This window comes from Nannocystis punicea, assembly GCF_026965555.1.
Lineage (GTDB): Bacteria > Myxococcota_A > Polyangia > Nannocystales > Nannocystaceae > Nannocystis > Nannocystis punicea.
In genome coordinates, this window is record NZ_CP114040.1 from 5,875,050 (window position 1) to 5,900,930 (window position 25,881).

General features: G+C 72.4%; 22 protein-coding genes. 8 read left to right on the forward strand and 14 right to left on the reverse strand.

Annotation, left to right across the window (positions count from 1 at the left end):
• Window positions 1-91: 91 nt before the first annotated feature.
• Together O0S08_RS22640 and O0S08_RS22645 are read right to left on the reverse strand one after the other, a co-directional pair.
• Complete coding sequence (locus O0S08_RS22640; protein ID WP_269041298.1) at window positions 92-1,729, reverse strand: outer membrane protein assembly factor BamB family protein; 1,638 nt, start codon at window positions 1,727-1,729, stop codon at window positions 92-94.
• Entirely contained in the window at window positions 1,726-2,622 is an 897-nt protein-coding gene (locus O0S08_RS22645; protein ID WP_269041300.1) for a tetratricopeptide repeat protein, read from the reverse strand. Before O0S08_RS22645 ends, O0S08_RS22640 begins: the two co-directional genes overlap by 4 nt.
• Before the next feature lie 915 nt (window positions 2,623-3,537).
• Here O0S08_RS22645 and O0S08_RS22650 point away from each other — a divergent pair.
• Window positions 3,538-4,422 carry a hypothetical protein gene (locus tag O0S08_RS22650; protein WP_269041301.1) on the forward strand — a complete coding sequence of 295 codons (885 nt, stop codon included), beginning with the start codon at window positions 3,538-3,540 and terminating at the stop codon, window positions 4,420-4,422.
• Window positions 4,423-4,816: 394 nt separating this feature from the next.
• On the opposite strand, the gene O0S08_RS22655 is transcribed toward O0S08_RS22650, so the two are convergent.
• The 4 genes from O0S08_RS22655 to O0S08_RS22670 all read right to left on the reverse strand — a co-directional run bounded on the left by O0S08_RS22655 (window position 4,817) and on the right by O0S08_RS22670 (window position 8,390).
• A complete protein-coding gene (locus tag O0S08_RS22655) occupies window positions 4,817-5,656 on the reverse strand; it encodes an ABC transporter permease (RefSeq protein WP_269041302.1) in 840 nt (279 codons plus the stop codon).
• Between the two features lie 394 nt (window positions 5,657-6,050).
• The gene (locus O0S08_RS22660; RefSeq protein WP_269041303.1) at window positions 6,051-6,857 is read right to left on the reverse strand and encodes an ABC transporter permease; all 807 of its coding nucleotides are present in this window, start codon (window positions 6,855-6,857) and stop codon (window positions 6,051-6,053) included.
• A 52-nt stretch (window positions 6,858-6,909) separates the two neighbouring features.
• Window positions 6,910-7,890, reverse strand: coding sequence for an ABC transporter ATP-binding protein (locus tag O0S08_RS22665; RefSeq protein ID WP_269041863.1), 981 nt, complete (start codon window positions 7,888-7,890; stop codon window positions 6,910-6,912).
• Window positions 7,891-7,898: 8 nt separating this feature from the next.
• Complete coding sequence (locus O0S08_RS22670) at window positions 7,899-8,390, reverse strand: YkgJ family cysteine cluster protein (protein ID WP_269041305.1); 492 nt, start codon at window positions 8,388-8,390, stop codon at window positions 7,899-7,901.
• Window positions 8,391-8,527: 137 nt separating this feature from the next.
• Here O0S08_RS22670 and O0S08_RS22675 point away from each other — a divergent pair, with 137 nt between their 5' ends.
• Both O0S08_RS22675 and O0S08_RS22680 read left to right on the forward strand, forming a co-directional pair.
• Window positions 8,528-9,292: a Bax inhibitor-1/YccA family protein gene (locus O0S08_RS22675; RefSeq protein ID WP_269041306.1), complete on the forward strand. Its 765-nt coding sequence runs from the start codon at window positions 8,528-8,530 to the stop codon at window positions 9,290-9,292.
• Between the two features lie 392 nt (window positions 9,293-9,684).
• On the forward strand, window positions 9,685-11,607 hold the full coding sequence (locus O0S08_RS22680; protein ID WP_269041307.1) for a M1 family metallopeptidase: 1,923 nt from the start codon (window positions 9,685-9,687) through the stop codon (window positions 11,605-11,607).
• A gap of 420 nt (window positions 11,608-12,027) precedes the next feature.
• On the opposite strand, the gene O0S08_RS22685 is transcribed toward O0S08_RS22680, so the two are convergent.
• The 4 genes from O0S08_RS22685 to O0S08_RS22700 form a co-directional block, all read right to left on the reverse strand.
• On the reverse strand, window positions 12,028-13,185 hold the full coding sequence (locus tag O0S08_RS22685; RefSeq protein ID WP_269041308.1) for a hypothetical protein: 1,158 nt from the start codon (window positions 13,183-13,185) through the stop codon (window positions 12,028-12,030).
• Between the two features lie 100 nt (window positions 13,186-13,285).
• The gene (locus tag O0S08_RS22690; RefSeq protein WP_269041309.1) at window positions 13,286-14,080 is read right to left on the reverse strand and encodes a hypothetical protein; all 795 of its coding nucleotides are present in this window, start codon (window positions 14,078-14,080) and stop codon (window positions 13,286-13,288) included.
• Window positions 14,077-14,673: an RNA polymerase sigma factor gene (locus O0S08_RS22695; protein ID WP_269041310.1), complete on the reverse strand. Its 597-nt coding sequence runs from the start codon at window positions 14,671-14,673 to the stop codon at window positions 14,077-14,079. The genes O0S08_RS22690 and O0S08_RS22695 overlap by 4 nt, the downstream gene beginning before the upstream one ends.
• Window positions 14,670-15,452 (reverse strand): hypothetical protein, encoded by a 783-nt coding sequence (locus O0S08_RS22700; protein WP_269041311.1) that lies wholly within the window; start codon window positions 15,450-15,452, stop codon window positions 14,670-14,672. The genes O0S08_RS22695 and O0S08_RS22700 overlap by 4 nt, the downstream gene beginning before the upstream one ends.
• 283 nt (window positions 15,453-15,735) lie before the next feature.
• On the opposite strand from O0S08_RS22700, the gene elbB reads away from it, so the two are divergent.
• From elbB to O0S08_RS22720, 4 genes are all read left to right on the forward strand, one after another.
• Window positions 15,736-16,407: an isoprenoid biosynthesis glyoxalase ElbB gene (elbB, locus tag O0S08_RS22705; protein ID WP_269041312.1), complete on the forward strand. Its 672-nt coding sequence runs from the start codon at window positions 15,736-15,738 to the stop codon at window positions 16,405-16,407.
• Between the two features lie 54 nt (window positions 16,408-16,461).
• Window positions 16,462-17,373 carry a hypothetical protein gene (locus tag O0S08_RS22710; RefSeq protein ID WP_269041313.1) on the forward strand — a complete coding sequence of 304 codons (912 nt, stop codon included), beginning with the start codon at window positions 16,462-16,464 and terminating at the stop codon, window positions 17,371-17,373.
• Window positions 17,374-17,434: 61 nt separating this feature from the next.
• The gene (locus O0S08_RS22715; protein ID WP_269041314.1) at window positions 17,435-17,875 is read left to right on the forward strand and encodes a hypothetical protein; all 441 of its coding nucleotides are present in this window, start codon (window positions 17,435-17,437) and stop codon (window positions 17,873-17,875) included.
• Between the two features lie 432 nt (window positions 17,876-18,307).
• Window positions 18,308-20,191 carry an MbnB/TglH/ChrH family RiPP precursor modification enzyme gene (locus O0S08_RS22720; RefSeq protein WP_269041315.1) on the forward strand — a complete coding sequence of 628 codons (1,884 nt, stop codon included), beginning with the start codon at window positions 18,308-18,310 and terminating at the stop codon, window positions 20,189-20,191.
• A 209-nt stretch (window positions 20,192-20,400) separates the two neighbouring features.
• On the opposite strand, the gene O0S08_RS22725 is transcribed toward O0S08_RS22720, so the two are convergent.
• The 4 genes from O0S08_RS22725 to O0S08_RS22740 form a co-directional block, all read right to left on the reverse strand.
• Window positions 20,401-21,315, reverse strand: a complete 915-nt coding sequence (locus tag O0S08_RS22725) for a hypothetical protein (protein WP_269041316.1) — start codon at window positions 21,313-21,315, stop codon at window positions 20,401-20,403.
• A complete protein-coding gene (locus O0S08_RS22730) occupies window positions 21,312-22,103 on the reverse strand; it encodes a HEAT repeat domain-containing protein (protein ID WP_269041317.1) in 792 nt (263 codons plus the stop codon). Before O0S08_RS22730 ends, O0S08_RS22725 begins: the two co-directional genes overlap by 4 nt.
• Before the next feature lie 74 nt (window positions 22,104-22,177).
• A complete protein-coding gene (lipB, locus tag O0S08_RS22735; protein WP_269041318.1) occupies window positions 22,178-22,861 on the reverse strand; it encodes a lipoyl(octanoyl) transferase LipB in 684 nt (227 codons plus the stop codon).
• A complete protein-coding gene (locus tag O0S08_RS22740) occupies window positions 22,845-24,563 on the reverse strand; it encodes a winged helix-turn-helix domain-containing protein (protein WP_269041320.1) in 1,719 nt (572 codons plus the stop codon). Before O0S08_RS22740 ends, lipB begins: the two co-directional genes overlap by 17 nt.
• Before the next feature lie 90 nt (window positions 24,564-24,653).
• Here O0S08_RS22740 and O0S08_RS22745 point away from each other — a divergent pair, with 90 nt between their 5' ends.
• Complete coding sequence (locus tag O0S08_RS22745) at window positions 24,654-25,643, forward strand: D-alanine--D-alanine ligase family protein (RefSeq protein WP_269041321.1); 990 nt, start codon at window positions 24,654-24,656, stop codon at window positions 25,641-25,643.
• Window positions 25,644-25,881 lie beyond the last annotated feature (238 nt).

Below are 25,881 nucleotides of genomic sequence, written 5' to 3' on the forward strand. Positions count from 1 at the left end.
GTGTGGCCGGGGATGCTCCTGTGATTAGCAGAAAAGCCCGTCGACCTTCCGCACGAGCCCTGTCTGGACCCTCACATCCGCGGCCGCGGCATCACCTGACCGAAGGGACAGACTCGACCGCCCCGCGCACGAAGCCCCGCGCGTCGTCCTCGACCGTGCGGAACACCACCAGCATGCCCCGGTTCGACATCGTGTAGAAGCGGCCCAGTTCGGCGTCGTACACCGGCGGGCCGGAGATCCCGCTGCCGGTGTTGAGGTTGGCGAGGAACTCGCCGGTCTCGACGTCGTAGGCGAGCAGGCCGTCGTCGGAGTGGGCGACGAACGCGATGTCACCGACCACCAGCGGCGTCTGCACGAACCCCGGGTTGAGCTGCTGACGCCAGCGCACCCGGCCGCCGTGCTCGAGCGCGAAGACCCCCTCGAGCGCCGAGGCCACGATCATCAACCCGCGCGGCCCGGCGACCACCGAGCCCGCGCCCCGCAGCGGCCGGAACCACCGCTGCAGGCCATCGGCCAGCGCCAGCCCGTAGACCCCCGTGCTCTGGCCGGTGACCACCAGCTCGCCGCGATCGGTGAGGATGAGCGGCGTCCCGTCGGCGTCGACGAAGTCCCCGCCCGCCGGCGGCGCCGCGTTCGCCAGCCACATCGGCTCGCCCGACTGGGCCCCGATCGCCGCGATCTTGCCGTTGCTGAAGCCGGTGAAGATCGTCCCGGTCGGCGGGCTCGCGGGCGCTCCGCCCGTCCCGTTGCCGGCCAGCGAATTCGCCGCCGCGCCGCCCGCAGCAGACGCGTTCGCCGGCGCCGCGCCTGCCTCCGAAGCCGGGGCTCCGCCCGCAGCGGACGTGTTCGCCGGCGCCGCGCCTGCCCCCGAAGCCGGTGCTCCGCTTGCAGCGGCAGCAGGAGTCGCCGGAGCCCCGGCCGTTGCGGCAGCAGTCCCACCGGCGCTCGCCGGAGCCCCGCCCGCCGCGCCGCCCGCACTCGTCGGCTCTTCGCTGCCCGCCTCCGCGGGACCGCCGGTCTCTTCGCTCTCCTCGGCGCCGGCCGACTCGCCCAGCACCGCCTCGACCGGGATGCCGCTCGCGCTCTCCGCCTGCTCGGGCGACTGCGTCACCACGCCCTCGCCTTCGAGGTACGACAGGCCCGCGTGCCCGTGGACCGTGAACTCGGTCGGATACGGCTGCTCGTACTGCCAGCGCCACGCGCCGGTCTTCAGGTCGAGCGCGAACACCTGGTCGCGCGAGTTGACCACGAACACCGTGCTCCCGCGGACCAGCGGCTCGTTGCGGATCGTGCCGAGCGTCGAGTAGCTCCAGCGCGTCTTGCGGGTCTCGAGCTCGATCGCCAGCAGGTCGCCGTTGTCGGTGCCGAGCAGCATCAGCTCGCCGTCGGCCGCCAGCTTCGGCACGCTCGAGATGGCGCCCGGGAACTGCTGCTCCCACGCGACCTCGCCGGTCTCCATCGACAGCGCCAGCAGCGAGCCGCCGCGCGTGCCGACGTAGATCAGCCGGCGGCCCGGATCGGGCGCCACGCCGGCGAACTCGTCGGGATTGAGCACGCCGTAGTCGTGCAGCGCGATCTGCTGCACCCGCGCCAGCTCGAGGTTCGCGCGCGCGCCGGGCGTCAGCTCCGGGTGAGGCATGACCGTGCGGGTCTCGCCGGCACATGCCCCGAGGGACAGGGCCAAAGCGACATGTCCCCAGAGACAGTAGGCCCGGGCCGCGCGTGTCACGGGGTCGGCGCTCCTGGTGCGTCCACCACTTGAATCGGCGACTCGGGCGCGGGCTGGCCGGCCAGCGCCTGCGGGTCGAGCTCCTCGAGCCGCTTGCGGACGTCGTTCTGGGCGATCGACGGCTGCTGCAGCGGATACTCGGCGATGTACTGGCGATAGACCTCGAGCGCCGCCTCGGTCTTGCCCTGGCGCTCGAGGATCCGGCCCTTCTGCCACAGCGCCATGTCGCGGTAGAACGTGCCCTTCTGCCCGGCCAGCGTCTCGAGCTCGGCGATCGCGCCGTCGAGGTCGCCCTGGGCCTCGCGCGTGAACGCCAGCCCCTCGCGGGCCGCGAACTGCAGCGGGTGCCCCGCCCCGGCCTTGCCGAGGAACTCGCGGTACAGCGCCTCCGCGCCGGCCGGATCGCCCGCGCGCAGCAGCCCGGTCGCCCGCACCACCGTGCCTGCCAGCGCCGCGTCGCTGCCGGGCGCCGAAGCGTCGAGCTCGTCGAGCGCCTTGGTGACCGCCGCCGAGCGCTCGGCCTCGTCCTTGACGATCGGCGCCACCGGCTTGCCCTTGTTGGCCCCGAGCAGCAGCGCCGGATCACCGACCTCGGCCTCCGACTCGTAGCGAGCCGCGGTCGCCAGCTGGCGGGTCGCCGTCGCCGACGCCGTCTGGCGGCCGTTGTAGATCACGATGATACCGACCAGCACCGCCAGCGCCGCGATCGTGCCGCCGATCACCAGCCCGCTGCGCGCCTTGGCGGTGCGCCCGGCCTCCTTCACTCCCGTGACGAAAGCGTCTTCTTGCGGACCGGCGTCGCCACCACGGCGCTTGCTGCGGCTGTGGTCCCACGTCGGCAGCTCCATGCGCACGCCCTGCCCGGTCGCCGGCGCCTTGTCTTCTTCGCTCACCGGGGCTGTCTACCGGGCCGTGGCTGCTTTGTCCACCATCGCCGCCAGGGCCCGCCCAGGACCCGCGCCGGACCTCCCCCCGACTCCCACGCCGCGCCCCGCGCAGGCGCCTGCGACCCCCTTGCGAGGCCCCTGCCGCCGCCTGCGCCGCTCGCGCAATCCCCGGCGCGCCCCATCGGTGACCTCCGGTCGGGACCCCCGACCCGCCGATTCCCGGGGCACCCGTCCCGCAGCCCGTTCTGGCGGCAGTCGTCACGGTCGAGCATCGCCGTCCACAAGACCCGGCGCAGCGGGCCGACTTCGGGTGCCTCGGTCTTGCCGTCGAGGGCCCACGGATCCGCCGCGACGTGTACGGAACATGTCCCATGCGACATGTCCCATGAGGCGCCACACTCGTCCGCGCGCAGCCCGAACCTTCCGAGGACCTCGGCTCCGGTGGCTCACCGAACGCCCTGCTTCGCGCCGGGCGCCGCCCGGGCCGAGACAACGGGAGAATCTATCCATTAAGACATGTCCAGAGAAGCACCGCCCCTCGCAGGCCCTTCGCCCTGCCCCCCGCCCGTGATGACCGACCCGACGCGCGGCGCAAGATGCCCCGTAAGACATGTCCCGAGAAGCATCCGCGCCTCGCAGGCCCCTCGCCCCTGCCCGGACCCGTGAGGGCCGAGGCGAAGACGCGAGATGCCCCATGAGACATGTCCCGAGAAGCATCCTCTCCTCACGCCCTCGCAGCTCCTCTACGCTGCCCGCCCCGCGCAAGACCGACCCGATCTGCCCGGAAGACCATGTCCCCTCCGGACCTCGCCCGCCCTGGCGCCCCTGTCTCCTCCGCTCCCACCTCGGCTCCGCTTCGCGGCCGCGGTCGACTCCTCCAATCCCACCTCGCCGCCGCGGTCGATGTGCTATCGTGATTCCGTGGCGGATCTCGACCTCCGCACCCAGGACCCCGACAACTTCACGTTGGTCCCGATCGGTCTGCTCCTCGCAAGCCTCGGTGTGCCGATTCTCATCGCTTCCGCGCTCGAGCCGCGGGCCCGGGCGATCCTCGACGAGCAATCCGGCCTGCTGTTCGCGCTCGGCTGCGCCGTCGTCGGCATCGGCTGCGTCGCCGCAGGCCTGGCCACCCCCGACCTCGTTCGCCAGCGCCGGCACCTGTTCAAGCGCTACTTCGACGCGAACGGCGAGCTGGCCCTCCCCGCCGCGGTCGCCCCGTCCCTCTTCGGGCGCGCGTGCGCGATCGCGTGGCGCCTCGAGCTGTCGGCCAGCATGTCCTTCGGACCAGGTTTCTCCTTCGCCCTCCCGGTGCGGGTCCGCGGCCCGGCGCTCGGCGACCTACCGGCGCGCGACGAAGGCCTGCAGCTGCCCAGGGGCGCCCACGAACCGACCGTCACGCTCCACGGCGGTCACCGCACCTTCGCCCCGGGCGAGCCGATCGTGGGCGACATCACGTGGGAGCGGCCCAGCGCGCCGCGCCGCGCCGTACTGCGGCTGCTCTGGCACGCCAGGGACGCGCGAGGGGTCGTCTGCCAACTCGCCGTCGCCCGCCTGCCGCAGCTCGCAGCGCACGGCGGCGACGATCCCTACCGCGGCGCCAGCGAGACCGAAGAGACCGGCGTCCCGCTGGCCGGGAACGAGCGCCGGCGCTTCCACCTCGTCGCCCCGGAGGCCCCTCCCAGCTACGTCGGCGCATTGTTCCGCATCGACTGGTGCCTCGAGCTCGAGGTCGACGACGAGACCCGCCGCATCGACCTCGTCGTCGGCCCCGGTCGCGCCGCCCTGCTCACCGCCGACACACGATGATCGACGATTCGTCCCGCCCCTCGCTCTCGTCGTCGGCCCCGGTCGCGCTGCCCTGCTCGCCGCCGACACGCAAGGATCGACGATTCGTCCCGCCCCTCGCTCTCGTCGTCGGCCCCGGTCGCGCCGCCCTGCTCGCCGCCGACACACAACGGTCGACGATTCGTCCCACCCGCACGACGCCTGAACGCCGCCATCGGTCCTGACCGCCAGCGTCTTCCCTGCCGCGGCCGGCCTCAATTCAGATGTCCCGAAGGACAGCATCCTCCGCTCGCGGCCACAATGTCCCGAAGGCCAGGCGAACCGCCGCCACCGCTCGTCCCTGTCCCAAAGTTCAGCCACATCCGCAGCCTCGCGCGGCCCCGCTGACGACCCTGTCACCGCGGACCTCGCCCGCTCAGCTCGACGCCGACGTGTACCCGCGGACCGACCGCACCCACGTGAAGCGAGCCAGCGCCAGCAGGCCCGCGCTCACGGCCGCCAGCTGCGCGACTGTCCCCCAGGACAGGCGGCCGAGCAGCGCCTCGGCGGGGTAGCTCGTCATCACCAGCAGCGGGATGACGAACGTGAACAACAGGCGGAGCAGCGGCGGGAACACCTGCGCCGGCCAGCGGCCGAAGTCCATCAGCGCCTCCATCACGTGCGTCAGCGACTGCAGCTGCAGCGCCCGGAACGACGCGCACAGCACCAGCACGCCGAACGCGTACAGCGCCACCAGCCCGGCCGCGCCGGTCACCATCCCGGCCAGGAGTCCCGTCGCCGTCACCTCGGTCTCGCCCAGCGCCAGCCCGGCGATTACCAGCGCCAGCCCGCCCAGCACCTCGACCAGATGCCACGGCTGGAACGCGCACGTCAGGCACAGCACCAGCCCGTCGGCCGGCCGCAGCAGCACGTAGTCCAGCGTCCCCTTGAGGATGTGCGTCATGCTCTCGCGCAACGCCGGCTGCAGCAGCGCCGTGAACAGCCCCGACAGCACCGTGAAGCAGCCCGTCAGCACCACCAGCTCCCAGCGGCCCCAGCCCTTGACCGCGCCGAGGTGGTCGACCGCCACGAACAGCGGCGCGATCCCGATCACGCTCCACAGCAGCCCCAGGAGCCCCTCCGTCCAGAACCCGAGCCGGTACTGCAGCGCCGTCAGCGTGCTCATCTCGAGCTGCGCCGCCACCAGGCGCGCGTAGAACAGGACCCGAGGGACATGCCCCTTCGAACCTGTCCGTTCCGACGCGCCCCCGGTCACGCCCGCACCTCCCGCCCCGGCGCTTCGAGACATGTCCCGAACGACAGGATCTCCGCTCCACCCCATCGGGGGGCCGCTCTCCCGGCCGGCGCTTCGGGACATGTCCTAAACGACAGGCTCACGTCCCCACCCCTTCGTACGCCCGCTCTCCCGGCGTGCGCTTCGGGACATGTCCTGAACGCCAGGCTCGCGTCCCCACCCCCTCGTAGGCCCGCTCTCCCGGCCGGCGCTTCGGGACATGTCCTGAACGACAGGCTCACGTCCTCGCCCCATCGTACGCCCGCTCTCCCGGCCGCATCTTCGGGACATGTCCTGAGCGCCAGGCTCGCGTCCTCGCCCCTTCGTACGCCCGCTCTCCCGGCGGGCGCTTCGGGACATGTCCTGAACGACAGGCTCACGTCCCCACCCCCTCGTAGGCCCGCACCCCGCGCCGCCACAGCACGGCCGCCAGCGCCCCGAACGCGGCGGCCCACAGCACCTGCAGCGCCAGCCCTTGCGTCACCGCGGCTCCCGTCGCGCGCCCGATCGCCAGCTCGACCGGGAAGCCGAGCGACGCGTGGAACGGCAGCGCGCGGATCACCTCCGCCAGCCCGGCCGGGTACAGGCTGGTCGGCACGGCGGCCCCCGACAGCACCAGGTACAGCCCCAGCCACACCTCGAACAGGGCCGTCGACTCGGTGACCCAGAACGCCAGGCAGCCGATCGTCACGTGGACCCCCAGGTTGATCAGCCACGCCAGCGCCAGCGACAGCCCGACTGTCGCCAGCGAGCCCGGGTCCGGCCAGGCGAGCCCGCCGGCCAGCGCCAGCACCACGAGCCCGATCGGCAGGGCCAGCGCGCACCGGATCGGCAGCGCCGCCAGGTTCTGGATCGCGTGGTACAGCATCGGCGACATCGGCCGCATCAGCAGGGTGTTGAGGTCGCCGGTGCGGATCTGCCCCGACAGCTCCCAGACCACCCAGCTGGCCGTGAACTGGCGGAGCAGGAACGCCGCCACGAAGTACGCCACGAAGTCCGGGCGGTCGTAGTCGCCGACCGGCCCCGACGCGGCCAGCCCCGACCACAGCGCCAGCGACACCAGCGGGAACGTCGTCGTCAGCACCCACATCAGCATCGACACCCGGTACGCGATCGCCTCCGCCAGGCTGATCCGCCACACCGCCGCGGTCACCCGTGCCAGCTTGCTTGCCCGTTCGGACATGCTCCTTCGCACATGTCCATCTGCACCTGCCCGTTCGCGCATGCCCGATCGCTCAGCCGAGCTCGGCCGCCTCCTCGCGCCCGAACAGCGCGCGCATCACCTCCTCGAGCGGCGCGTCGTGGACCGCCAGGTCCTGCGCCTCCGGCAGCGCCACCAGGGCGCCGACCACCTCGGGCACCCGCTCGGGCGCGACGTCGAGGACCAGCCGCCCGCCCTCCTGCAGCACCACCCGCCCCATCGCCGCCGGGTCGGCCGGCAGCGCGGCCGCCCGCACCGACACCCGCCGCAGCGGCCGGATCTGCCGCCGCAGCGCCTCGATGCTGCCGTCGAAGCGCAGGCGGCCGCCGTCGATCACCAGGATCCGGGGGCACAGCGCCGCCACGTCCTCCATGTAGTGCGACGTCAAGATCACGGTCGCCCCGTGCTCGGCGTTGTAGCGGCGGATGAACTCGCGGATCCCGAGCTGCATCGACACGTCGAGCCCGATCGTCGGCTCGTCGAGGAACAGCACCTGCGGCCCGTGCAAGAGCGCCGCCACCAGCTCGCACTTCATCCGCTCGCCGAGACTGAGCTGGCGGACCGGCCGGCGCATCACCTCGCCGACGTCGAGCAGCGTCGTCAGCTCGTCGAGGCGCCGCTTGTAGGCGGCCGCGTCGATCTCGTAGACCACGCGGTTGAACTCGAAGTTGTCGATCGCCGGCAGGTCCCAGCTCAGCTGGCGCTTCTGGCCCATCACCAGGCTGACGCGGCGGAGGAACTCCGGCCGGCGCTCGCTCGGCGTGAACCCGGCCACCTCGACCCGCCCCGCCGACGGCACGATGAGCCCCGCCAGCATCTTCAACGTCGTCGTCTTGCCGGCGCCGTTGGGCCCGAGGAAGCCCACGCGCTCGCCCGGCGCGAGCGAGAATTCGAGGTCCTGCACCGCATCCACCACGCGGTACTCCCGCCGCACCAGCGCCCGCAGCGCGGCCCGCAGCCCGGCCTCGCGCCGCGGCACCGAGAACCGTTTGCACAGCCCCTCGACCCGCACCATCGCCGCAGTCATGCCTTGCCTCGCCGCCGGACCTGCTGCAGCGGCACGAAGGTGCCGACCTTGGTGCACGCGTTGAGGCCGAAGCTGCGGCACACGTCGGGCCGCGCCACGTGCACCGTGCAGCCGGCCGAGAAGAACCGGCACGGCCGATCGCCGAGCGTGAGGTAGCCCGCCACGTCGTCCGGCTCCTCCTCGCCACCTTGCTTCGGGTACAGGTCCAGGCCGCGAACCGTCGTCCCCACGTGGCGCGCCAGCCGGCGCGCGTCGGCGCGGGTGATCGGCACGCGGAGGCTGGTGCAACACGTCCCCACGCAGCTGTGACACAGCGTCAGGGCCCGAGTGACGGCGCCTGTTTCCGGATCCACCGAGCTCTGCTCGGTGAGCGCCGTGACCGGGATCTTCGCCGCGCGCATCCGATTCGCCAGGCGCTGCAGCGCGACCAGGGGCACGTGGCCGACGTTCAGGTTCATCAGGGGCCCGAGGGGGTCGCGCGGCGGCATCGTCGGGGGCTGTAGCGCACCTTGGAGCGCGACGCGAGCCTCGCCGGCACGCGCCGCCGGTCGGCTCGCGGACGCGCGGACTTGCTCCGGTGGGCGTCCCTGGCTAATCTCCCTCACCGATCGCAATCTCAGGTACCGTGGGAGCCGCTCCCACGGTCGAGGAGGCCGCCCCCGTGAACTTCAACCAGCAACAGCAGCCGTATTACGCCGACAACGCCACTCCCCAGGCCGCCCTCGCGGGCCGCGCCAAGTTCATCGAGCGCACGTACATCCACCTCGCCGGCGCGATCGCCCTGTTCGTCGCCCTCGAGTTCGTGCTCCTCCGGACCCCGGCGACCCTGAAGCTGGCGATCCAGATGACCGGCAGCCCGACCAGCTGGCTCGTCGTCCTCGGCCTCTTCATGCTGGTCGGCACCGTCGCCACCCACATGGCCCAGGCCGCGCGCTCCAAGCCGATGCAGTACCTCGGCCTCGGCCTCTACGTGGTCCTCGAGGCGATCATCTTCCTGCCCCTGCTGCTCGTCGCGCACGTCCTGAGCGGCCCCGAGAACAACATCATCCTCACCGCCGGCGTGACCACCCTGGCCACGTTCGCCGCCCTCACAGGCATCGTCCTGGCCACCAAGCGCGACTTCTCGTGGATGCGCTCGGCCCTGATGATCGTCAGCTTCGGCGTCCTCGGCCTGATCGTCGCCAGCCTGCTGTTCGGGTTCACTCTCGGGCTCGGCTTCACGATCGGCATGATCATCCTCGCCGCCTGCTACATCCTCTACGACACCTCCAACGTGGTGCATCACTACGACGAGGATCAGTACATCTCCGCCGCGCTGGCCCTGTTCGCCTCCGTCGCGCTGATGTTCTGGTACGTCCTGCGCCTGCTCATCTCGCTCAGCCGCGAGTGAGCCCCGCGCTCCGCGGCGCCTGCACGGGCGCGGGTACCCCCCGCGCCCGTTTCGCTTTCTCGGTGCGACGCTCCTGCGATGGACCACGGCGCCGGCGACGCTGCTCACGCCTGCAGCCGTCACACATCAGACGGCGACTCCTGCTTCACGTCGATGCTCACGTCCGTGAAAGCTCGCTCGCTCGCCGCGGCGACTCCCTTCTTTGCACGTCGGAGCTCACGCCCATGAAGCCTGCTCGTTCGCTGCAGACGCGCGAAGCAGGAGTCGCCATCCGACTCGAGCGCGAAGAAGGGAGCCGCGGGGCTCACGCCCATGAAGCCTGCTCGTTCGCCGCGGCGACTCACTTCTTCGCGCTTAGGCCGTCCCGGGCGAGCCGCTACAATCTCCGGGTCTTGCCCCGCCTCCTCGTCGCCCTCGCCGCGCTCACCGTCACGGCCTGCTCCGCTCCAGCGCCGGCGACGCCGCTCGTCACCCCGCCGGCCGCCGTCGTCCAGCTCCCCGCCGTCCCCGTGCCGGGCCGTGATCCGCACTCGTTCGCCCGCCCCGACGAGGTCCGCGTCGACGCCGTCGAGCTCGATCTCACCGTCGACTTCGAGGCGCACGTCCTCCGCGGCAGCGCCACCCTCGCGCTCACCCGCGCCGCCGCCGACGCCCCGCTGGTGCTCGACACCCGCGACCTGGCGATCGAGCGCGTCGAGGTCCACCTGCCCGATCGGACAGACTGGGTCGCCACCACCCACGCGCTCGCCGGCTCCCACCCGATCCTCGGCCAGGCGCTCACCGTCGATCTCCCTGCGGGCGCCGACCGGGTCCGCGTCCACTACCGCACCAGCCCCGCCAGCACCGGCCTGCAATGGCTCGCCCCCGAGCAGACCAGCGATCGCGCCGGCGAGTTCCTCTACTCCCAGTCGCAGGCGATCCACGCCCGCTCGTGGGTCCCGTGCCAGGACAGCCCCGGGATCCGCGTCACGGTCGCTGCCAGGATCAGCGCGCCCGCGCCGTACCGGGCCGTCATGGCCGCCGAAGAGCTGTCGAATGAGACAGGTCCGAACGGACATGTCGTGAGGACCTTCAAGCTCGATCAGCCGATCCCCGCCTACCTGCTCGCGCTCGCGGTCGGGCGCCTGGAGTCGGTCCAGCTCGGCCCGCGCACGGCCGTATGGGCCGAGCCCGGCGTGCTCCCGCGGGCGCGGTCCGAGTTCGCCGATCTCGAGGCCATGCTGACGGCAGCCGAGGCGGCCGTGGGACCGTACCGCTGGGGTCGCTACGAGGTCCTCGTGCTCCCGGCCGCCTTCCCGTTCGGCGGCATGGAGAACCCGCGCGTCACCTTCGTCACCCCGACGATCCTCGCCGGCGATCGCTCGCTCGTGTCGTTGATCGCCCACGAGCTGGCCCACGCCTGGTCCGGCAACCTGGTCACCAACGCCACCTGGCGCGACTTCTGGCTCAACGAGGGCTTCACCGTCTACATCGAGCGGCGGATCCTCGAGGCCCTCTACGGCCGCGAGCGCGCCGAGGTCGAGGCCGTGCTCGGCCGCGAGCACCTCGAGCTCGAGCTCGCGGACATGTCCGATAGGCCAGGTGACCAGATCCTCCACCTCGACCTCTCGGGGCGCGATCCCGACGACGCGGTCACCGACGTCGCCTACGAGAAGGGCGCGCTGTTCCTGCGCCGGCTCGAGCAGGCCTACGGGCGCGACGCCTTCGATCCCTTCGTGCGCGCCTGGTTCGATCGCCATGCCTTCACGGGCCAGACCACCGAGGCCTTCCGCGCCTTCCTGAGCGCCGAGCTCGACGCCCCGCTGCTCCCCGGCCAGACCGCCCCCGACCTCGATCGATGGATCGAGGCGCCCGGGCTGCCCGACGACGCCCCGCGTCCGCAGGCGGAGAGCCTCACCGTCGCCGCCGACGCCGCGCGGTCGTTCGCCGCCGGCCGCAAGATCGACGCCCGCGCCTTCTCCCCCCTGCAGTGGATCCACTTCCTCCGCGCCCTGCCGCTGACGGACGGCCCGCGCCCGGCGGCAGCGATCCTCGCCGAGCTCGACGCTGCCTACCGCTTCACTGCCACCGGCAACGCCGAACTCCTGTCCGAGTGGCTCATCCTCGCGGCCCGCCACGGCTACCGCCCGGCCGACGCGCGGATCCGCGAGTTTCTCACCGGCGTGGGCCGCCGCAAGTACGTCCTGCCGATCTACGACGCCCTGCTCGCCACGCCCGAAGGCGCCGCGCTGGCCCGCGAGATCTTCGCGGTCGCCCGTCCTGGCTACCACGCGATCACCCGCGGCAGCCTCGACGCCCTGCTCGGCGCGCCGTGAGCATCACATGTCCTTCGGGACATGTCATTCTCGGCGCAAAAAAAAGCGCGCGTCAGTTGTCTGACGCGCGCCGCGGCGGAGCACCCCCCAGTGCTCCGACGCACCACTACACAAGAATGTCCGAGACTCGACGAGACCCCCGCGGACTCCAGGGCGCGACGACGACGTGCGCCCGACGATTTGAGCGGTGTTCGGACCCCCCATACAACCCCCGCCGTGATCGGGAATCGCAGGGCTCGGCGAGTTCGGACTGTGGACCGCGGCACCCCGCGCCGCCGTTCGGGCAGGCGCGGAGAGGAAGGGCGCTCCGGTTCGACCCGAGGCGCGAGCTTCGTGCGTGGCTCACGTCTCTTTCATGTCCGGAGCCTCGACCGTCCTTCACGGTCTTCGAAATTTTTTTTCGAGTCCGAAGAAGTCGGCTCAGACGCTCGCGGGCGGGGGGGCGCAAAGCCAGCGGACCCCGTCGAGCAGCACCGCGCTGTCGACGATGGCGTCGCCGACGTCGAACAGCGCGAACACGACCTCGATGGACTCGCCGGGGTTGATCCCGATCTCGCCCTCGTACCAGGCGGTCCCGGCGTGGCGTTCGAAGGCGAACTCACGGAGCGGGAGGTCGACGCAGTCCTCCTCGTCGCAGTCGAACGGCATCGCGTCGTACTTGATCTCGTACGGAAGGGTCTCGGCCGCGATCGGGTTGCCGTCGGGGTCGAGGGCTATGTTGCCGGTGTAGCGCTCGCTCGCAACCCAGGCGACGAACATGTCGTTGTGTCCGAAGGGCCAGCGCTTCGGATGCTCCGAGGTCAGGAACGCGAAGTCGAACGCGAACCCGGCCGTGTACGTCGGCGCCACCGCCGAGAAGCGCAGCTCCGTGTAGTCGTAGGCCATCAGCGGCTCGCCGCCCAGGCCCCACTGGCTCTCGATCGTCTCGCTGCAGTCACCGGGGCCTGGCGGCTGCTTGTCGGTCTCGCACTGCAGCGGCATCGTCTCGATCGGCGGCGGCAGATGATCCAGGTCGTTGCCCGGCCAGTCGGTCGAAGGGCACGTCTGCGTGACCGGACAATTGCCCAGCGTGGGCATTTCCGGCAGCGTGAGCAGCACGTGGCTCGCGTCGCCGGTCGACAGCACCACCCTGCGTGAGCCCTCGGTCGGCGCGAACACTTCCGTGGTGCCGAGCTGCTCGGACAGCACCCGCCGCGAGCCGTCCGGGCCCGACCACGTCAGCGGGCCGTTCGTCTTCAGCCCGCCCTCGCAATTGAGGCCGAGCGCGTGGTCGATGTCCTCGTTGTCGGCGTCGCACGGCACCAGCACCGTCGAGCAGAACTCCCAGCCATCGGGCCCGCTGTCGAAGCCGACGTCCGTCTTCGTCATCGGCTCGGTGGTGGCCACCTCGCCCGTGCTGGTCGAGGTGTCGCTCGGACCTGGCTCTTGGGTCATCTGATCGTTGGCGTCCGAGGACCCGGCCGCCCCCGCTGTCTCCGCGTCGTCGCTCCCTGTCTCCTTGACGAAGACCGTGACGAGACAGCCGCTCTCGAGCAGGCATGCCGCGGCCACGATCAGCGCAGAGTGGGGGGAGCGCACTTTGGCGAGCATGCCACCGGAGTCAACTCACGGCACCAAGCGAGCGGCATCCCTGAATGTGAGATCTGTGGCGAACGCGGACGATTTCGCCCGTCGGCGATCAGGGTCGGTCCAGCGCCTCGCGCACCTGGGCCGCGTAGGGCCCGTTCGGAAAACGGCTCAGGAACGCCGCTGCGCGCCGTTCTGCCTCACTTCGACGGTTCAGCTCGAAGAGGGCCAGCACCGCGACGCCCTCCCATTCCTGGGCGAACTGCCCGGCCTTGAACTCGGTCGCCCCCGCCTCGGCCCGGGAGAGCGCCTCGGCCGGATCGCGCCCGAGGAACCCGCGGGCAGCCTGCAGGTCGCGGGCCTCGCGGAGGTAGTCGGCCGACCCGCCACCGGCGCGGGCCGCCGCTCGCGCGTCGGTCCGGGTCGCCTTGGCCGCGCGCACCTTCTTGCCGTCGCCGCGGGCCGCTGGCTTTTCGGACATGTCCTCGGCGACCTCCTCCGGCGCGCTCGCCGGAGCTGCCTCTTGGGCCATGTCCTCCACGACAGCCACCGGCGCGAGCACGGCCGGTGCGCGTGCTGGCTCGGAGGACATGTCCTTAACAACAGCTTCCGGCGCTCGCCCCTCGCCCGGGCCGCCGAGCGCCGGCGGCGGCGTGGTCGTCGTCGGCTGCGACAGCCACAGCCCCCCGCCGATGAGCCCGCCGAGGATCAGCGCCCCGAGGCCGAGCGTCCCGGCGCCCCAGCTCGAGGAGGCCGCGCCGGCGCCCTTGGCCAGCGAGGCCTCGAAGCGGGCCGCGCCGGCGCCGGCGTCGTACGGCACGCGGTGGCGAGCAGCGGCCGCGAGGTCGCGGCGAAGCCCGGCGGAGGCGGTCACGTCGTCGAGGAGGCGGGTGGGCTCTTGGTTCATGACGTCACCGTTTGCGAGCGAGTGAGCGGCCGAGGCGGCCCCGCGACCAGGCGGGCGTGGGCCTCCATGAATTGCTTGCGGGCCTTGTGCAGCCGCGAATACACCGTTCCGATGGGGATCCCCAGGCCGGCGGCGATCGCCTCGCAGCTCTCGCCCTCGAGCTCGAAGAGGATGAACACGGCGCGCTTGCCTTCCTCCAGGGTGTCGAGCGCCTGCTGCACGCGGCGCAGCGCCTCGCTGGCCTCGGCCTGCTCGCCGGGAGAGCTGCCGGCCTGCGCGGACGCGGCGGCGACGGCCTCGGTGTCGGCGTCTTCCCACGATCGCCGCAGCTTGCGGCGGCTCGCAGACACCACGCGCAGCGTGATCTCGGCCAGCCAGGTCGTCGGTCGCGCGGGCCCCGGCACGAAGCCGCCGCGGCGGTGGGCGACCAGGAAGACTTCCTGGACCACGTCGTCGACCTCGGGGCGACCGACCCCGAGGCGGACCGCGAAGTTGGCGACGAACTCCGCATGGTCGCGGAACAGGCGCGCCGCATCGAGGACCTGAGGGCCGTCACGCTTGGCTGTATGTCGCGTGTCCGTCAAATCCTTCACCGGATCGTGAACGCTACGCCCAGGCTCACCACGGCACCCACGGGCGGCACCGGCAGCGATTCACCGACCATACCTTGTTTGCTCGGATCGCGCTCGGCGAGCACCGGCCGCACCACCGGGACGACCAGCTCGACCGCGAGGTCGAAGGCGAAGCGCTTGGCGGCCCAGATCCGCAGCTCCGGCGCCACCATCAGCGCCACCCACGGGGCGACCACGGCTTGCACGCCGGGCGACTTCGCGCCGCTCTGGAGCGCACCGGCGGCTGGCCCGAAGCACAGGCGAGGCCGCACACGCGGACGCGCAAGCGCGGCACACACGTCGATCCGACCGCCCACCAGGCTCGGCGTCACCACCGTGTCAGCGTCGAGCGCGCGAGGCCCCCCGTAGCCGCCGAACAGCCCTGCACGCAGGTCCACCCACCTGCGCCACCCGAGCTCGAGCTGCACGCTGCCGCCGCCCGCGAGTCCCGGCAACACCCCGAGCCACGCCCCGCCGCGCACCGCTGCCACCACCGACACCGACGCGCGACGCACCGGCACCTCGCTCGTCTCGCCTCGCCGCGACCGCCGCTGCAGCGGCGGCCGCTCCGGGTCTTGCGCTTGCGGCACGCTCCCCTCGCCCGGCTCGATCACTTCGTAGCCGAGCCCCTCGAGCACCGCCGCGTCGACCGCGATAGCGATCGCAAGCCCGACGAGCGCATGCAGGTCGCTGCACGTCGGTCGCGGCGGATCGAGCGTGCGTTCGACGAGTTCGCCGCGGATCTCGAGCGCGATGGCCACCGAGTGCGGCCGCGTCGGATCGCCGCGGACGTCGATCCTCGCGACCGACGCATCGACGGTGTCGCGACCCAACCAGGTCGTCGCTGCGTCCGCGAGCGCGTCCGGCGTCAGGCACGTCGCGCCGGGTTCGACGCGCAGCGCCTCCCGCAGCGGGCGCGGGGGCGGAGGCGACGGCGCGGGCGCGAGCAGCAGGCCGGCGGTGAACAGGGCGACGAGCACCGCGCCCAGGATGCGTCGCCTCCCCCGCCGTTCGCCAGTCGCATCTCGTGGTAAGGTCCCCGCGATGCAGCACAAACGCGTCGGAGTCGTCCTGGCCGGCTGCGGCTACCTCGACGGAGCCGAGATCACCGAGGCCGTCCTCACCCTCTACTTCCTCGAGCGCGCCGGTCTGGAGCCTCGCTGCTTCGCCCCCGATCGTCCGCAGATGCACGTCGTCGATCACCTCACGGGCCAGCCCACGGGTGAGACCCGCAACGTCCTCGTCGAGTCGGCGCGGATCGCCCGCGGCAAGGTCGAGCCGCTCGATCGCGCGCGCATGGAGGAACTCGACGCGCTCGTCCTCCCGGGGGGTTACGGCGTCGCCAAGAACCTCAGCGACTTCGCCGTCCGCGGCCCCGAGGCCGACGTCGAGCCCGAGCTCGTGCGGCTGGTCGGCGAGGCCCTCTCGCGCGCCAAGCCGCTGGTCGCCATCTGCATCAGCCCCGCCATCCTCGCCGCGGCCCTGCGCAAGCTCGGCATCGGCGGCGCCCGCCTCACGATCGGCGACGACGACGGCACTGCGGCCGCCGTCACCGCGCTGGGCGCCCGTCACGAGGCCTGCACCGTCGACCGCGCGATCGTCGACGAGCGCCATCGCATCATCTCCACGCCGGCCTACATGCTCGGCCCCGGCCCGCGCGACGTCGGCGCCGGCATCGAGCAGGCGATTGCGACCCTCGCCGGCTGGCTGCGCTGAGCGACCGGGCCCGTGTAACACTCGCCGGGCCGCACCGTTGCCGAGGAGTTCCTGATGTCGCGCCGCTTCCCCCGTGCCCTCGTCTTCCTCCTCGCCCTCGCCTCCGCGTGTGGCGGCGAGCCCGTGAAGTTGGCCGCCAAGGCCGAGAAGCTCGAGGTCAAGCCGCCGCCGCCCGCCCCGACCACGGTGCACCTCGCCATCGAAGGCAGCAGCGGCAAGCTGGGCTTCGACATGGAGGCCCCGATCGAGAAGATCCGCGGCAAGGTCCCGGCCTCCGCCCTGAGCGGCGAAGTGTGGCTCGACCCGACCGACCTCGCCAAGTCACGCGGCCTCGTGCACGTCGATCTCCGCGACCTCGAGCTGTTCCAGCGCACCGCTCCGGAGGAGGGCAAGGAGTTCGGCGAGGAGGTCAAGAACGACACGCAGAACGAGCACGCCCGCCAGTGGCTCGAGATCTCGCCCGACACGCCCGCCGACGAGCTGGCCAAGAACAGCGTCGTCGAGTTCGCCCTGACGCGGATCAGCGACGCCTCCGCGACCGACCTGTCCAAAGTGACAGGTCCCGAACGCAAGGTCACCTTCACCGCCAGCGGCGACTTCTTGCTGCACCAGCGCAAGGCCGAGAAGTCGGTCAAGCTCGAGGCCACCTTCCGCTACGACGGCGACGCCCTGCGCGAGGTCCACGTCAGGAGCGTCGAGCCGCTGGTAATCGGCCTCGACGAGTACGACGTCCGCCCGCGCACCGGTTTCAGCAAGCTGGCCGCCAAGACGCTCGAGCAGCTCGCCCCCAAGGTCGCCAAGGAGGCCGCGGTCTCGCTCGAGTTCACCGCCCGACCCGACGGCAAGCCGGCGATCCCCGAGGCCGCCGCGCCCGCCAATTCCGGCCCGCCCGCGGCCCCGTCGCCCGCCCCTGCCACCCCTTCCGCCCCCGCTGCCGAGCCGGCCCCCGCGGCCGCAGCCAAGTGACCGACGCGCGGCGATCCGACGCGCGTCCATCCCCGTAACGAACGCACAGGAGCACTCAATCATGGATATTCGCACGATCTCCGCCACCCTCGCCCTGCTCGGCTCTGGCCTCACTCTCGGCGGCTGCAACAAGACCCAGACCGACGCCACCGAGGTGCCCGGCAACGCCGGCGCCGCGGGCGAGAAGTCGTGCAAGGGCCACGCGGACAGCGAGAAGAGCTGCGGCGGCCACGCCGAGGGCGAGAAGAGCTGCGGCGGCGAGAAGGGCTGCGGCGGCGAGAAGGGCTGCAGCGGCGTGAAGGGCGACACGACCTGCGCCGCCTCGAAGCCGACCGAGGCCGCCGAGACCGCGCCGGCCGCCGACCCGGCCACCACCGCCACTGCCACCGCGCCGGCCGCCACCGCGGCCGAGCCGACCGCCACCAAGTCCGAGAAGAAGAAGAAGCCGGCCGCCAAGAAGGCCAAGGGCGAGGCCGCCTGCGGCGAGGGCACCTGCGGCTGATCGCCGCGCGGAGCAACCTGTCCCCTCGACCAGCCCGAGCCGCGCGCCCGGGCTGGCCCCCCGTGACGCTCGTGCGCTCAGTTCGATCGCCCAGCGGCTCCCACGTCCGTCGCATGTCTGCGACTGTCGTCCTCTCGAGCCATCGATGCCGCACATCGTCGCGTCCGGACGAAAAAAGCTGTCCTTTCGACCAGCCGAGCTTCCGGCATCCCGTCGATGCCGCACATCGTCGCGTTCGGGCGCGACACAGGCTGTCCTTTCAACCAGCCGACTCTCCGGTATCCGGAGGTGCGGCACATCGTCGCGTTCGGGCGCGACACAGGTTGTCCTTTCGACCAGCCAGCCTTCCGGCATCTCGTCGATGCCGACCGCGCCAGTCGGCGTCGGCCATCTCGACCCGTCACCTGCCTGACCCGAGGCGCCATGCCTGACGTGAAGCGTCCGACCGGCATCGGCCTCGGCCTGCGCTGGGACTTCCTCGACGAGGCTCTGGCTGCGCCCGTCGATCCTGCGCTCGCGTTCTTCGAGATCTCGCCCGAGAACTACATGCGCCGCGGCGGCTACTTCCCGGCCGCTCTCGAGACGATCGCCGAACGACGGCCGCTGCTGACGCACGGGCTCATGCTCAACGTCGGCGCCGCCACCGGACTGGACGACGCCTACCTCGCCGAGCTGCGCAGCTTCCTCGACGCGCTCCGCGTCGCCGAGCACACCGACCACCTGTGCTGGACCGGCCGCGGCGGCGTGTGCCTGCACGACCTGCTGCCGCTGCCGTTCACCAGGGCCGCGGCTCGCCAGGTGGCCGACCAGATCCGCCGGGCCCAGGACGCCCTCGCGCGGCCGCTCGCGCTCGAGAACATCAGCTATTACGCGGCCGCCGGCGCCTCACGCGGGTCCGATCGCGGCGCGGCGCTGGCAGCCCGCGAGCTCGAGTTCCTGCACGAGGTGCTCAGCCGCGCCGACGCCGGTCTGCTGCTCGACGTCAACAACGTCGTCGTCAACGCGACCAACCACGGCTTCGACCCGGACGCCTTCGTCGCCGACCTGCCGCTCGAGCGGGTCGTCCGCCTCCACGTCGCCGGCGGCGAGGTCCGCCCGCACCTCGGCGGCCTGCTCATCGACACCCACGGCGCCCCGGTGCCCCCGGCCGTCGGCGCGCTGATGGGCCGCGTCGTCGCCCGCCTCGGCCCCCTCCCCGTCCTGTACGAGCGCGACCACAACATCCCCGACTACGCCAAGCTGGTGGCCGAGGTCCGCGATCTGGCTGGCATCTACGACGCGGCCCTCGCCGGCGAGAGCAGACCGAAAGCACATGTCCCCGAGGACATCCGCCTCACGGGCACGAGCGAGGGGAGCTCGCACGGGTCCAACTCCGGCGACGAGGCAGAAGCTCGCCCTGACGCCGTCCTGGCCGCGCGTCCGCCTGCAGAACCTCGCGATTCGAGCCTGGCCGGCCCAGCTTCCGCTGCACCTCACGACGACCTCTCCGCAGACGAGCGCGCCGAGCTCGACGACATCCAGCGGGGCGTCTCGCATCTCATCGTCGACCTCGAGGCCGAGTCGCCCGCGCGCCGCGGTCTGTCCGAATTCCTGCGTGCCCGCGGCGTCGGTCCGGCGGCGGTCGCCGCTTTGGCGGAGGTCGACCCGGAGCGGCTGCTCGTCTATCGCCAGCTCATCCGCCGGCAGGTGCGCGGCGTGCTCGCCGACCTGTTGTCGGGCACCGCGGCCGCCCGCGGGCAGGTCGCCTTCGACGCCGACGCCGACGCCTGGATCGCCGAGCTCGGCCCCCGCTCCCGCCTCCTCCGCGACCTGCCCGGCGAGTTCGTCGCCTGGGCGACACCTCGCTGGTCGAACGAACATGTCCTCGAGGACCTGCCCGAAGCGCCAGCGTGGTTGCTGGACCTCGCGCGCCACGAGCTCCTGACCCACGAAGTCGGCGCCTCTCCGCCGCGCCCCCCGGGCGACGAGCGCCCGTTCGGGCTCGACGCCCGCCTCGAGTTCGACCCGAGCGTCCGCCTCGGGCGGTTCGCGTTCGCGGTCCACGAGCACCCGGACGCGCCCGACGTCGCGCCGCGCCGCGAGCCGACCGCCCTGCTGCTCTACCGCGACCGCGAACACGCGGTCCGCACCCTTCACCTGAGCCCGCTCGCCGAGGCCTTGCTCGACGCTCTGCTGCTGCGCGGCGTGACGGTCGAGCAGGCCGTGCGGGAGGCCGCGGAGGCGACCGGCAGCGCGATCGATGGCGACTTCCTGGGCCGCGTCAGCGTGCTGCTCGCCGACCTATCCGAACGCGGCGCCATCCGCGGCGCCCGCTGAAGCCACGCTCGCCTTCAGTGTTCCGGTCGCGGTACCAGCGATCCCCGGCGAGGGCGAATCACCCCGACGCCCGAGTGCTCGCGCACGGGTCACTCCGCCGCCCCTGCTCGCGCTCGCCCGCATCGAAGATGCCAGGCCGGCATGTCTGCACTTTGGGACATGTCCGAATCGACACGTCCCACGGACCTCTGCTCGACGCTTCGGCCGCGCTACCAGTGCAGCCCGAGCTGCAGCACGCCCTGCAGCGCGTGGCCGACTTCCCAGCGCGCCGGCGTGATGCCGTCTTTCGGCATGTTGAGCGCGATCATCCGGTACACCGTGGTGAAGCCGAGCGTCACCTGGTTCGAGACCCAGGCGTCAAAGCCGAGGCCGGCGCGGATCTGGGCCCCGTGCAGGACATCGCCGAGCGGCAGCCTCGCGCGGGCGTAGCCGACGCCGAGCTCCATCAGCGGCTGGAAGCGCTTCTTCATGAAGTACAGCCGGACGAACGCCACGTCCCAGAAGAACATCCCGCCGTTCTTGATGGTCTTGTCGGTGGTGCCGGGCAGCGTCGTGCGGATGCTGGTGTGCGTCTGACCCGAGAGGCCCGTGCCGACGCCGAGGCGGTTGTTGATCCGGACGCCGAAGTCGAACCCGCCGCCGAGCGTCAGCAGCGTGGGTCGGGCCGGCTTGTCGCCGCCGATCGGCCCGGTGATGGTGAGCCGCGGCGCGATCCAAAACCGGCCGCGCCACGAGTCGCGCCGGATCTTCGACGGATCGGCTGGAGCGGGCGGCGGCGGCAGCGGCTCGACCTGGCGCCCGCCCCAGTCGAATGAGGGAGCGGCGCCCGCAGCCGGAGCCGGGCCCGGCGGTGCGCCGGCGGTAGGTGCGGTCGTCGGCGGGGCCGCGACCGGCGGTGAGACCGGGGGCGGCGCGGCCGAGGGCGGCGGCACCGAAACTCCGCTCTCGGGCGTCGGAGCCGGCGTCGCCACCGTCTCGCCGGCGGGCGCGGGAACAGGCGCCGGCGCGGCAGTTGCGGGAGCAGGTGCCGACGCGGCAGGTGCGGGCTCCTGCGCCAGGGCCGGCGTGGCGGCCAGCACGCCGGTGAGACAGATCAGGACCGCACGGATGTGAGCGAGCGTCATTGCCGGTGCCCTCGCGCTAACTTCGGAAGATCTACACCACGCGGAACCTCTGCGGCACTCGGCGGCTTTCCGGACAGCGCCGATGAAAGCGCACGCTCCGCCTCCGCGCGCAACTCCGGATCATCCTCGTTGGCCGCGGCGAATCGCAGAAAACCGACGGCATCTGCCCCGCCCAGGCGCGCCAGGGCTCGATACGCCTCGCGCGTGGCCCCAGGGTCCAGGCGATGCACCTCGCGCACGATCGCGGCCGCGTGGTCACGAGTCCCCACCGAGCCGAGGACGTCGAGCACCGCCATGCGCACCCGCATGTCGTCGCTGCGCAGCAGCGGCAGCAGGCGATGGGCGTGCTCCCTCGCCTCGCGGTCGCCCACGTAGCGGAGCGCGACCAGGATCTGCGACGGCTCGCCCGACGACAGCAGCACGTCGAGCCCGCTCGCGTCGCCGCGGGCCAGGCGACACTGCGCCTCGAGCCCGGCGATCGCCCGCCTTGCCGCGTCCGTCAGCGCCTCCGTCGACGGCCGGAACGCGTCGGTGCCGGCCGTGGCCGACGTCGTGAGCGCCGCCACCGCGAACTTCGAACGGAGATCGTCGGGCACCGCCATGCCGACGTGGAGGACCCAGGGCGCGTCGGCGGCCTCGCGGGTCAGCGCCGCCTCGCCCTGGACCGTGGAGCCCGGCGCGCCGTCCGGCGCGAAGATCGCGCTGTCGCGCAACGCGACCTGGAGCGCCTCGGACACCGGACCTTCGAGGTCAGCGGCCTCGCCGGGCAGCGCCAGGCTGAGCCGCACCGGATAGCGCCCGCCGTCCGATTCACCGCACGCGGAGGCGAACAGGACGAAGGCGAGCGCCGCGCGGAGTCGGATCATCGTCGATCGCTACCATACCCCTCTGCGCCCTCCCAGACCAGCGGCAGGCCCAACTGCGCCGCGTAGAGGGCCGCGAAGCGTCGCCCGGCCGCCTCCACTGTCGTCTCCCGCCCGCCGACCGCGACCGCGCTGGTCACGGTCACGCCGTGCAAGCCGCACGACACGAGCGCGCCGAACAGCGCCGGGTCGACCGCGAGGTTGACCGAGATCCCCTGGACCGTCACCCCGCGGCTCACGTGGATCCCGATCGACGCCAGCTTCTCGGTTCCGCGCCACACGCCCGGGTGCTCCATGCGGAACTCGCAGCCATCGACCCCGAGCTCGCCGAGGACCGCGATCGCCACGTCGCCGAGGCGCACGATGTGCTCGCGGATCCGCCGGCCGATCATCATGATCGGATAGGCGACCAGCTGACCCGGCCCGTGCAGCGTCACCTCGCCGCCGCGCGGCGCCTCCCAGATCGTGACGCCCGCGGCCGCGCGCTGCTCCTCCGACCACAGGATGTCCTCCCGCCGGGCGCGGCGGCCGAGCGTCAGCACGGGCGGGTGCTCGACCAGGAACAGCACCCCCGGCTCGCCCGCGACCACGCGCTCGCGCGCGGCCAGCTGCAGCGCCAGCGCCTCTTCGAACGCCATGCGGCCGAGCCACACGGCGCGCAGTGATTCAGGTGTCGAGGCCACTGATCGACTCGAGCACGGTGGGATCGAGCGCGCCGATCGCCACCGGCAACGGGCTGATGCCGACGCCCTGGGTGCGCAGCCAGCCGGCGAGCTCGCTCGCGGTGACGACCCGGGCGTCGCCCCACGGGGCCTCCGCCGGCGCATCGCCCATGTAGAACACCAGGCAACCGCTGGCCTGCGTCCGCTCCAGATCGCCCGCCCACGCCGACGCATCGATGCCTGCGCGCCGCGGCAGGATCAGCGCCAGCAGCTTCGGGTTCGCCTCGTCCTCTTCGGAGTCGGAGTCCGGGTCACCCTCGATGTCCCCGATCACGAGCTTGGCGATCCCGCGGCTCGGGGGCAGCGTCGCCAGCACCGGGTAGCCCTCGCGGGTCAGCCAGATCCGCACGACCGCCTCGAGGCCTCGCGGGCCAAGTGTCTGCAACCACTGCACGAACGCGTTGGCGATCTCGTTGTTGAGCGCCGTGATCGCGGCGTGCAGCGCCTGCTCGGCGGCGGTCACCGCCGGGGGCACGCGGCTCGCGTGAAGTTGATAGCGGGCGTCGCCGCGGGCGATGAACCGCGATGCCCGACCGCCGTGGCGGATGTCGAGCAGGATCGCCGCAGTCACGGCGCGCTCGATCTCCGAGATCTCGCCGCCGAGCACGCCCATGCCGGCCAGGGTCTCGGCGATCTGGCGGATGTGCAGCGAGCGCGGGCCGGCGTCGGTCATCACCTGCGCGACCTGCTGCAGCAGCGACTCCGAGGCCTCGTCGCGCATCGTGCGGATCTCGGCCACACCGCCCTCGTTGCGGCGACCACGGCGGCGACGACGGCGGCGGCGGCGGCCCGGGCGATCCTCGTCCTCACTGGCGGCTTGCGGCTGGACCTGCGGTTGAGGCTGAGGCCGCGGCGGCGGCGGCGGTGCGCCGATCGGCCGTCGCAGACTGCGGTGTTCGACGGCCGGCGCGCTCGGAGGGGGCGGCGGCGGCGGGCGCTGCATGCTCTCGAGCTCCGTGCGCAGCTCGGGGCGCTCCTCGGCCAGCCGCGACATCGCGTTCGCCATCACCACGGCCACGTCTGTCACGCCGTCGAGGCCCGCGCCCTTGGGCGCCTCGAACTCGAGGTTGGGCGTCACGCGCTGGATCACCTCGGCGCGCTTGCCGGTGTCGAGCCCGCGGCGCGTCGGCTTGATCGCGATCTGCTGCGGCGCCGGAGCCTCGCCGCGGACGCCGAACCGATCTCGCCGCCGGCGCCGGCGACGACCGCCGCCCTCCTCGGCCTGACCCTCGTCGGCTTCGCTCGTCTCTTCCTCGTCACGGGTGTCTTCGGTCAGCATCGAATTCGCTTCAACTTTTGGCGGCAAGGCCTCGACATCGTTCGATTTCTTTGCACTGACAGGTGCCGTCTCGAAGGGCAGCTCGAGGGTCGGCGGCGGGGTCGGCGGGGCGGCCGGCGGGGGCGGCGGCTCGGGGACCGGAGGAGCCGGAGCCGGCGGCGGCGCTGCGCCGGGCCGGAGCTGGAAGAACCCCGGCTTGCTCCGCACCAGCAGGGCGCTGTCGCCACGCACGGCCGCGTTGAGGCTGGCCTGCATCGCCGCGACCGGATCGCGGCCCACGTGCGAGAGCAGCTGGCGATCGACGGCTCGCTTCACGATCTCGGAGAAATGCAGGGGTTCGGACTCGTGGCGGAGGACTTCGATCGCAGCTTCAAGGAAGGTCATGTGTACGACTGCGGCGCGCCGGGCGACGGCGACGGAGATTTGTGCAGAAAATTTGCGTGGAGAGGTCGGAGTCTGCTAGCCGCGGACGACATGCGTGCGCACAACGTCGGCGTCCTGATCTCGACCGCCACCGCTCGCTCGGTGGGCGCGGACAATGATAGCCAAATCGACCGCGAAAGTGGCAGCGATCTTGCGGAAGCGCTGGGCCGGCTCGGCCTCGTGCCCGTCTCGCTGACCGCCGACGACGCGCTCGACCTCACCCTGCGGCGGACCCGCCTGCGCGCCTGCTTGCTCGCCGCCCACGGCCTCGCCGGCGGGCTCGGCCGGATCCAGGCCCTGCTCGAGCTGCGCAAGATCCCGTTCGTCGGCCCGTCCGCGCAGACCACCGGCCTCGCCTACGACAAGCTGCGCGCGCGGCAGATCCTGGCCTATCACAGCCTCCCCGTGCCGACCACGCTGGCCCTGGGCGGCGCCGAACCCCCGAGCCGGCACGCCATCGGCATGCTCGGCTGGCCCTGCGTCCTCAAGCCGCGTCGCGGCAGCCACGCGGCCGGCGTCCGCCTGCTCGCCGACGCGGACGCCGTCGCGGACGCCACCCAGGCCGCGGGTGACGAGGCCGGCGAGTTCTTGCTGGAGCGGGCCGTGCTCGGCCGCGAAGTCCAGGTCGTGCTCCTCCACGGCAAGGTCCTGGGGGCGATGGAGGTCGTGCGCGAGGCCGACGATCTGGCGCAGATCCGCGCCATGACATGCCCCCCGGGCCTCACGCGCAGCCAGCTCAAGGGCATCGGCAACCTCGCGGAGCACGCCACCCGCGCTCTCGGTCTCGTCCGCGGGGTCGCGCGCGTCGACATCCTCGTCCACCCGCGCCACAACGAGGTCATCCTCGAGGCCGAGCCCTGCCCCGACCTGCGTCGCGCCGGCGTGGTCGCCCGGGTCGCGCGCGCCGCCGGCCTGAGCTACGAGGCGCTGATCCAGGATCTCCTGCGCGGGCTCGTCGACCTGCCCGAGCACGTCGCCCCGACGCGCAGCGTCCGCCCCGCACCCGCCGTCGTCGAGGCGCCGGCGGCCGTCCTGCAATAACCTGTCTCCAGGGACCTGCTCCCAGGGACCTGTCCCGAAGGACCTGCCCCGAAGACCTGTCGCCAGGTCCGGCGGCGGGTTCGTTCGTCTTCGAGGTCGCAAGGCGATACGCAGCGGCGGCCTCGCGGCTTGTTGCGAGGCCCGTCTCCGCACCCGCTTGTGCGGCCCGGTCCGCCTCGCGGCGCGCTCATCAGGCCCATCTCTCCGCCAGCATCGCTCCGCCGACTTCGGGGTCGCG

Coding starts and splice junctions, on each gene's coding strand:
- O0S08_RS22660 (WP_269041303.1), bottom strand. CDS start 6,857: ATGTCCGAACGGGCAAGCAAGCTGGCACGGGTGACCGCGGCGGTGTGG.
- O0S08_RS22665 (WP_269041863.1), bottom strand. CDS start 7,890: ATGGTGCGGGTCGAGGGGCTGTGCAAACGGTTCTCGGTGCCGCGGCGC.
- O0S08_RS22670 (WP_269041305.1), bottom strand. CDS start 8,390: ATGCCGCCGCGCGACCCCCTCGGGCCCCTGATGAACCTGAACGTCGGC.
- O0S08_RS22690 (WP_269041309.1), bottom strand. CDS start 14,080: ATGAACCAAGAGCCCACCCGCCTCCTCGACGACGTGACCGCCTCCGCC.
- elbB (WP_269041312.1), top strand. CDS start 15,736: ATGCAGCACAAACGCGTCGGAGTCGTCCTGGCCGGCTGCGGCTACCTC.
- O0S08_RS22710 (WP_269041313.1), top strand. CDS start 16,462: ATGTCGCGCCGCTTCCCCCGTGCCCTCGTCTTCCTCCTCGCCCTCGCC.
- O0S08_RS22715 (WP_269041314.1), top strand. CDS start 17,435: ATGGATATTCGCACGATCTCCGCCACCCTCGCCCTGCTCGGCTCTGGC.
- O0S08_RS22725 (WP_269041316.1), bottom strand. CDS start 21,315: ATGACGCTCGCTCACATCCGTGCGGTCCTGATCTGTCTCACCGGCGTG.
- O0S08_RS22740 (WP_269041320.1), bottom strand. CDS start 24,563: ATGACCTTCCTTGAAGCTGCGATCGAAGTCCTCCGCCACGAGTCCGAA.
- O0S08_RS22745 (WP_269041321.1), top strand. CDS start 24,654: ATGCGTGCGCACAACGTCGGCGTCCTGATCTCGACCGCCACCGCTCGC.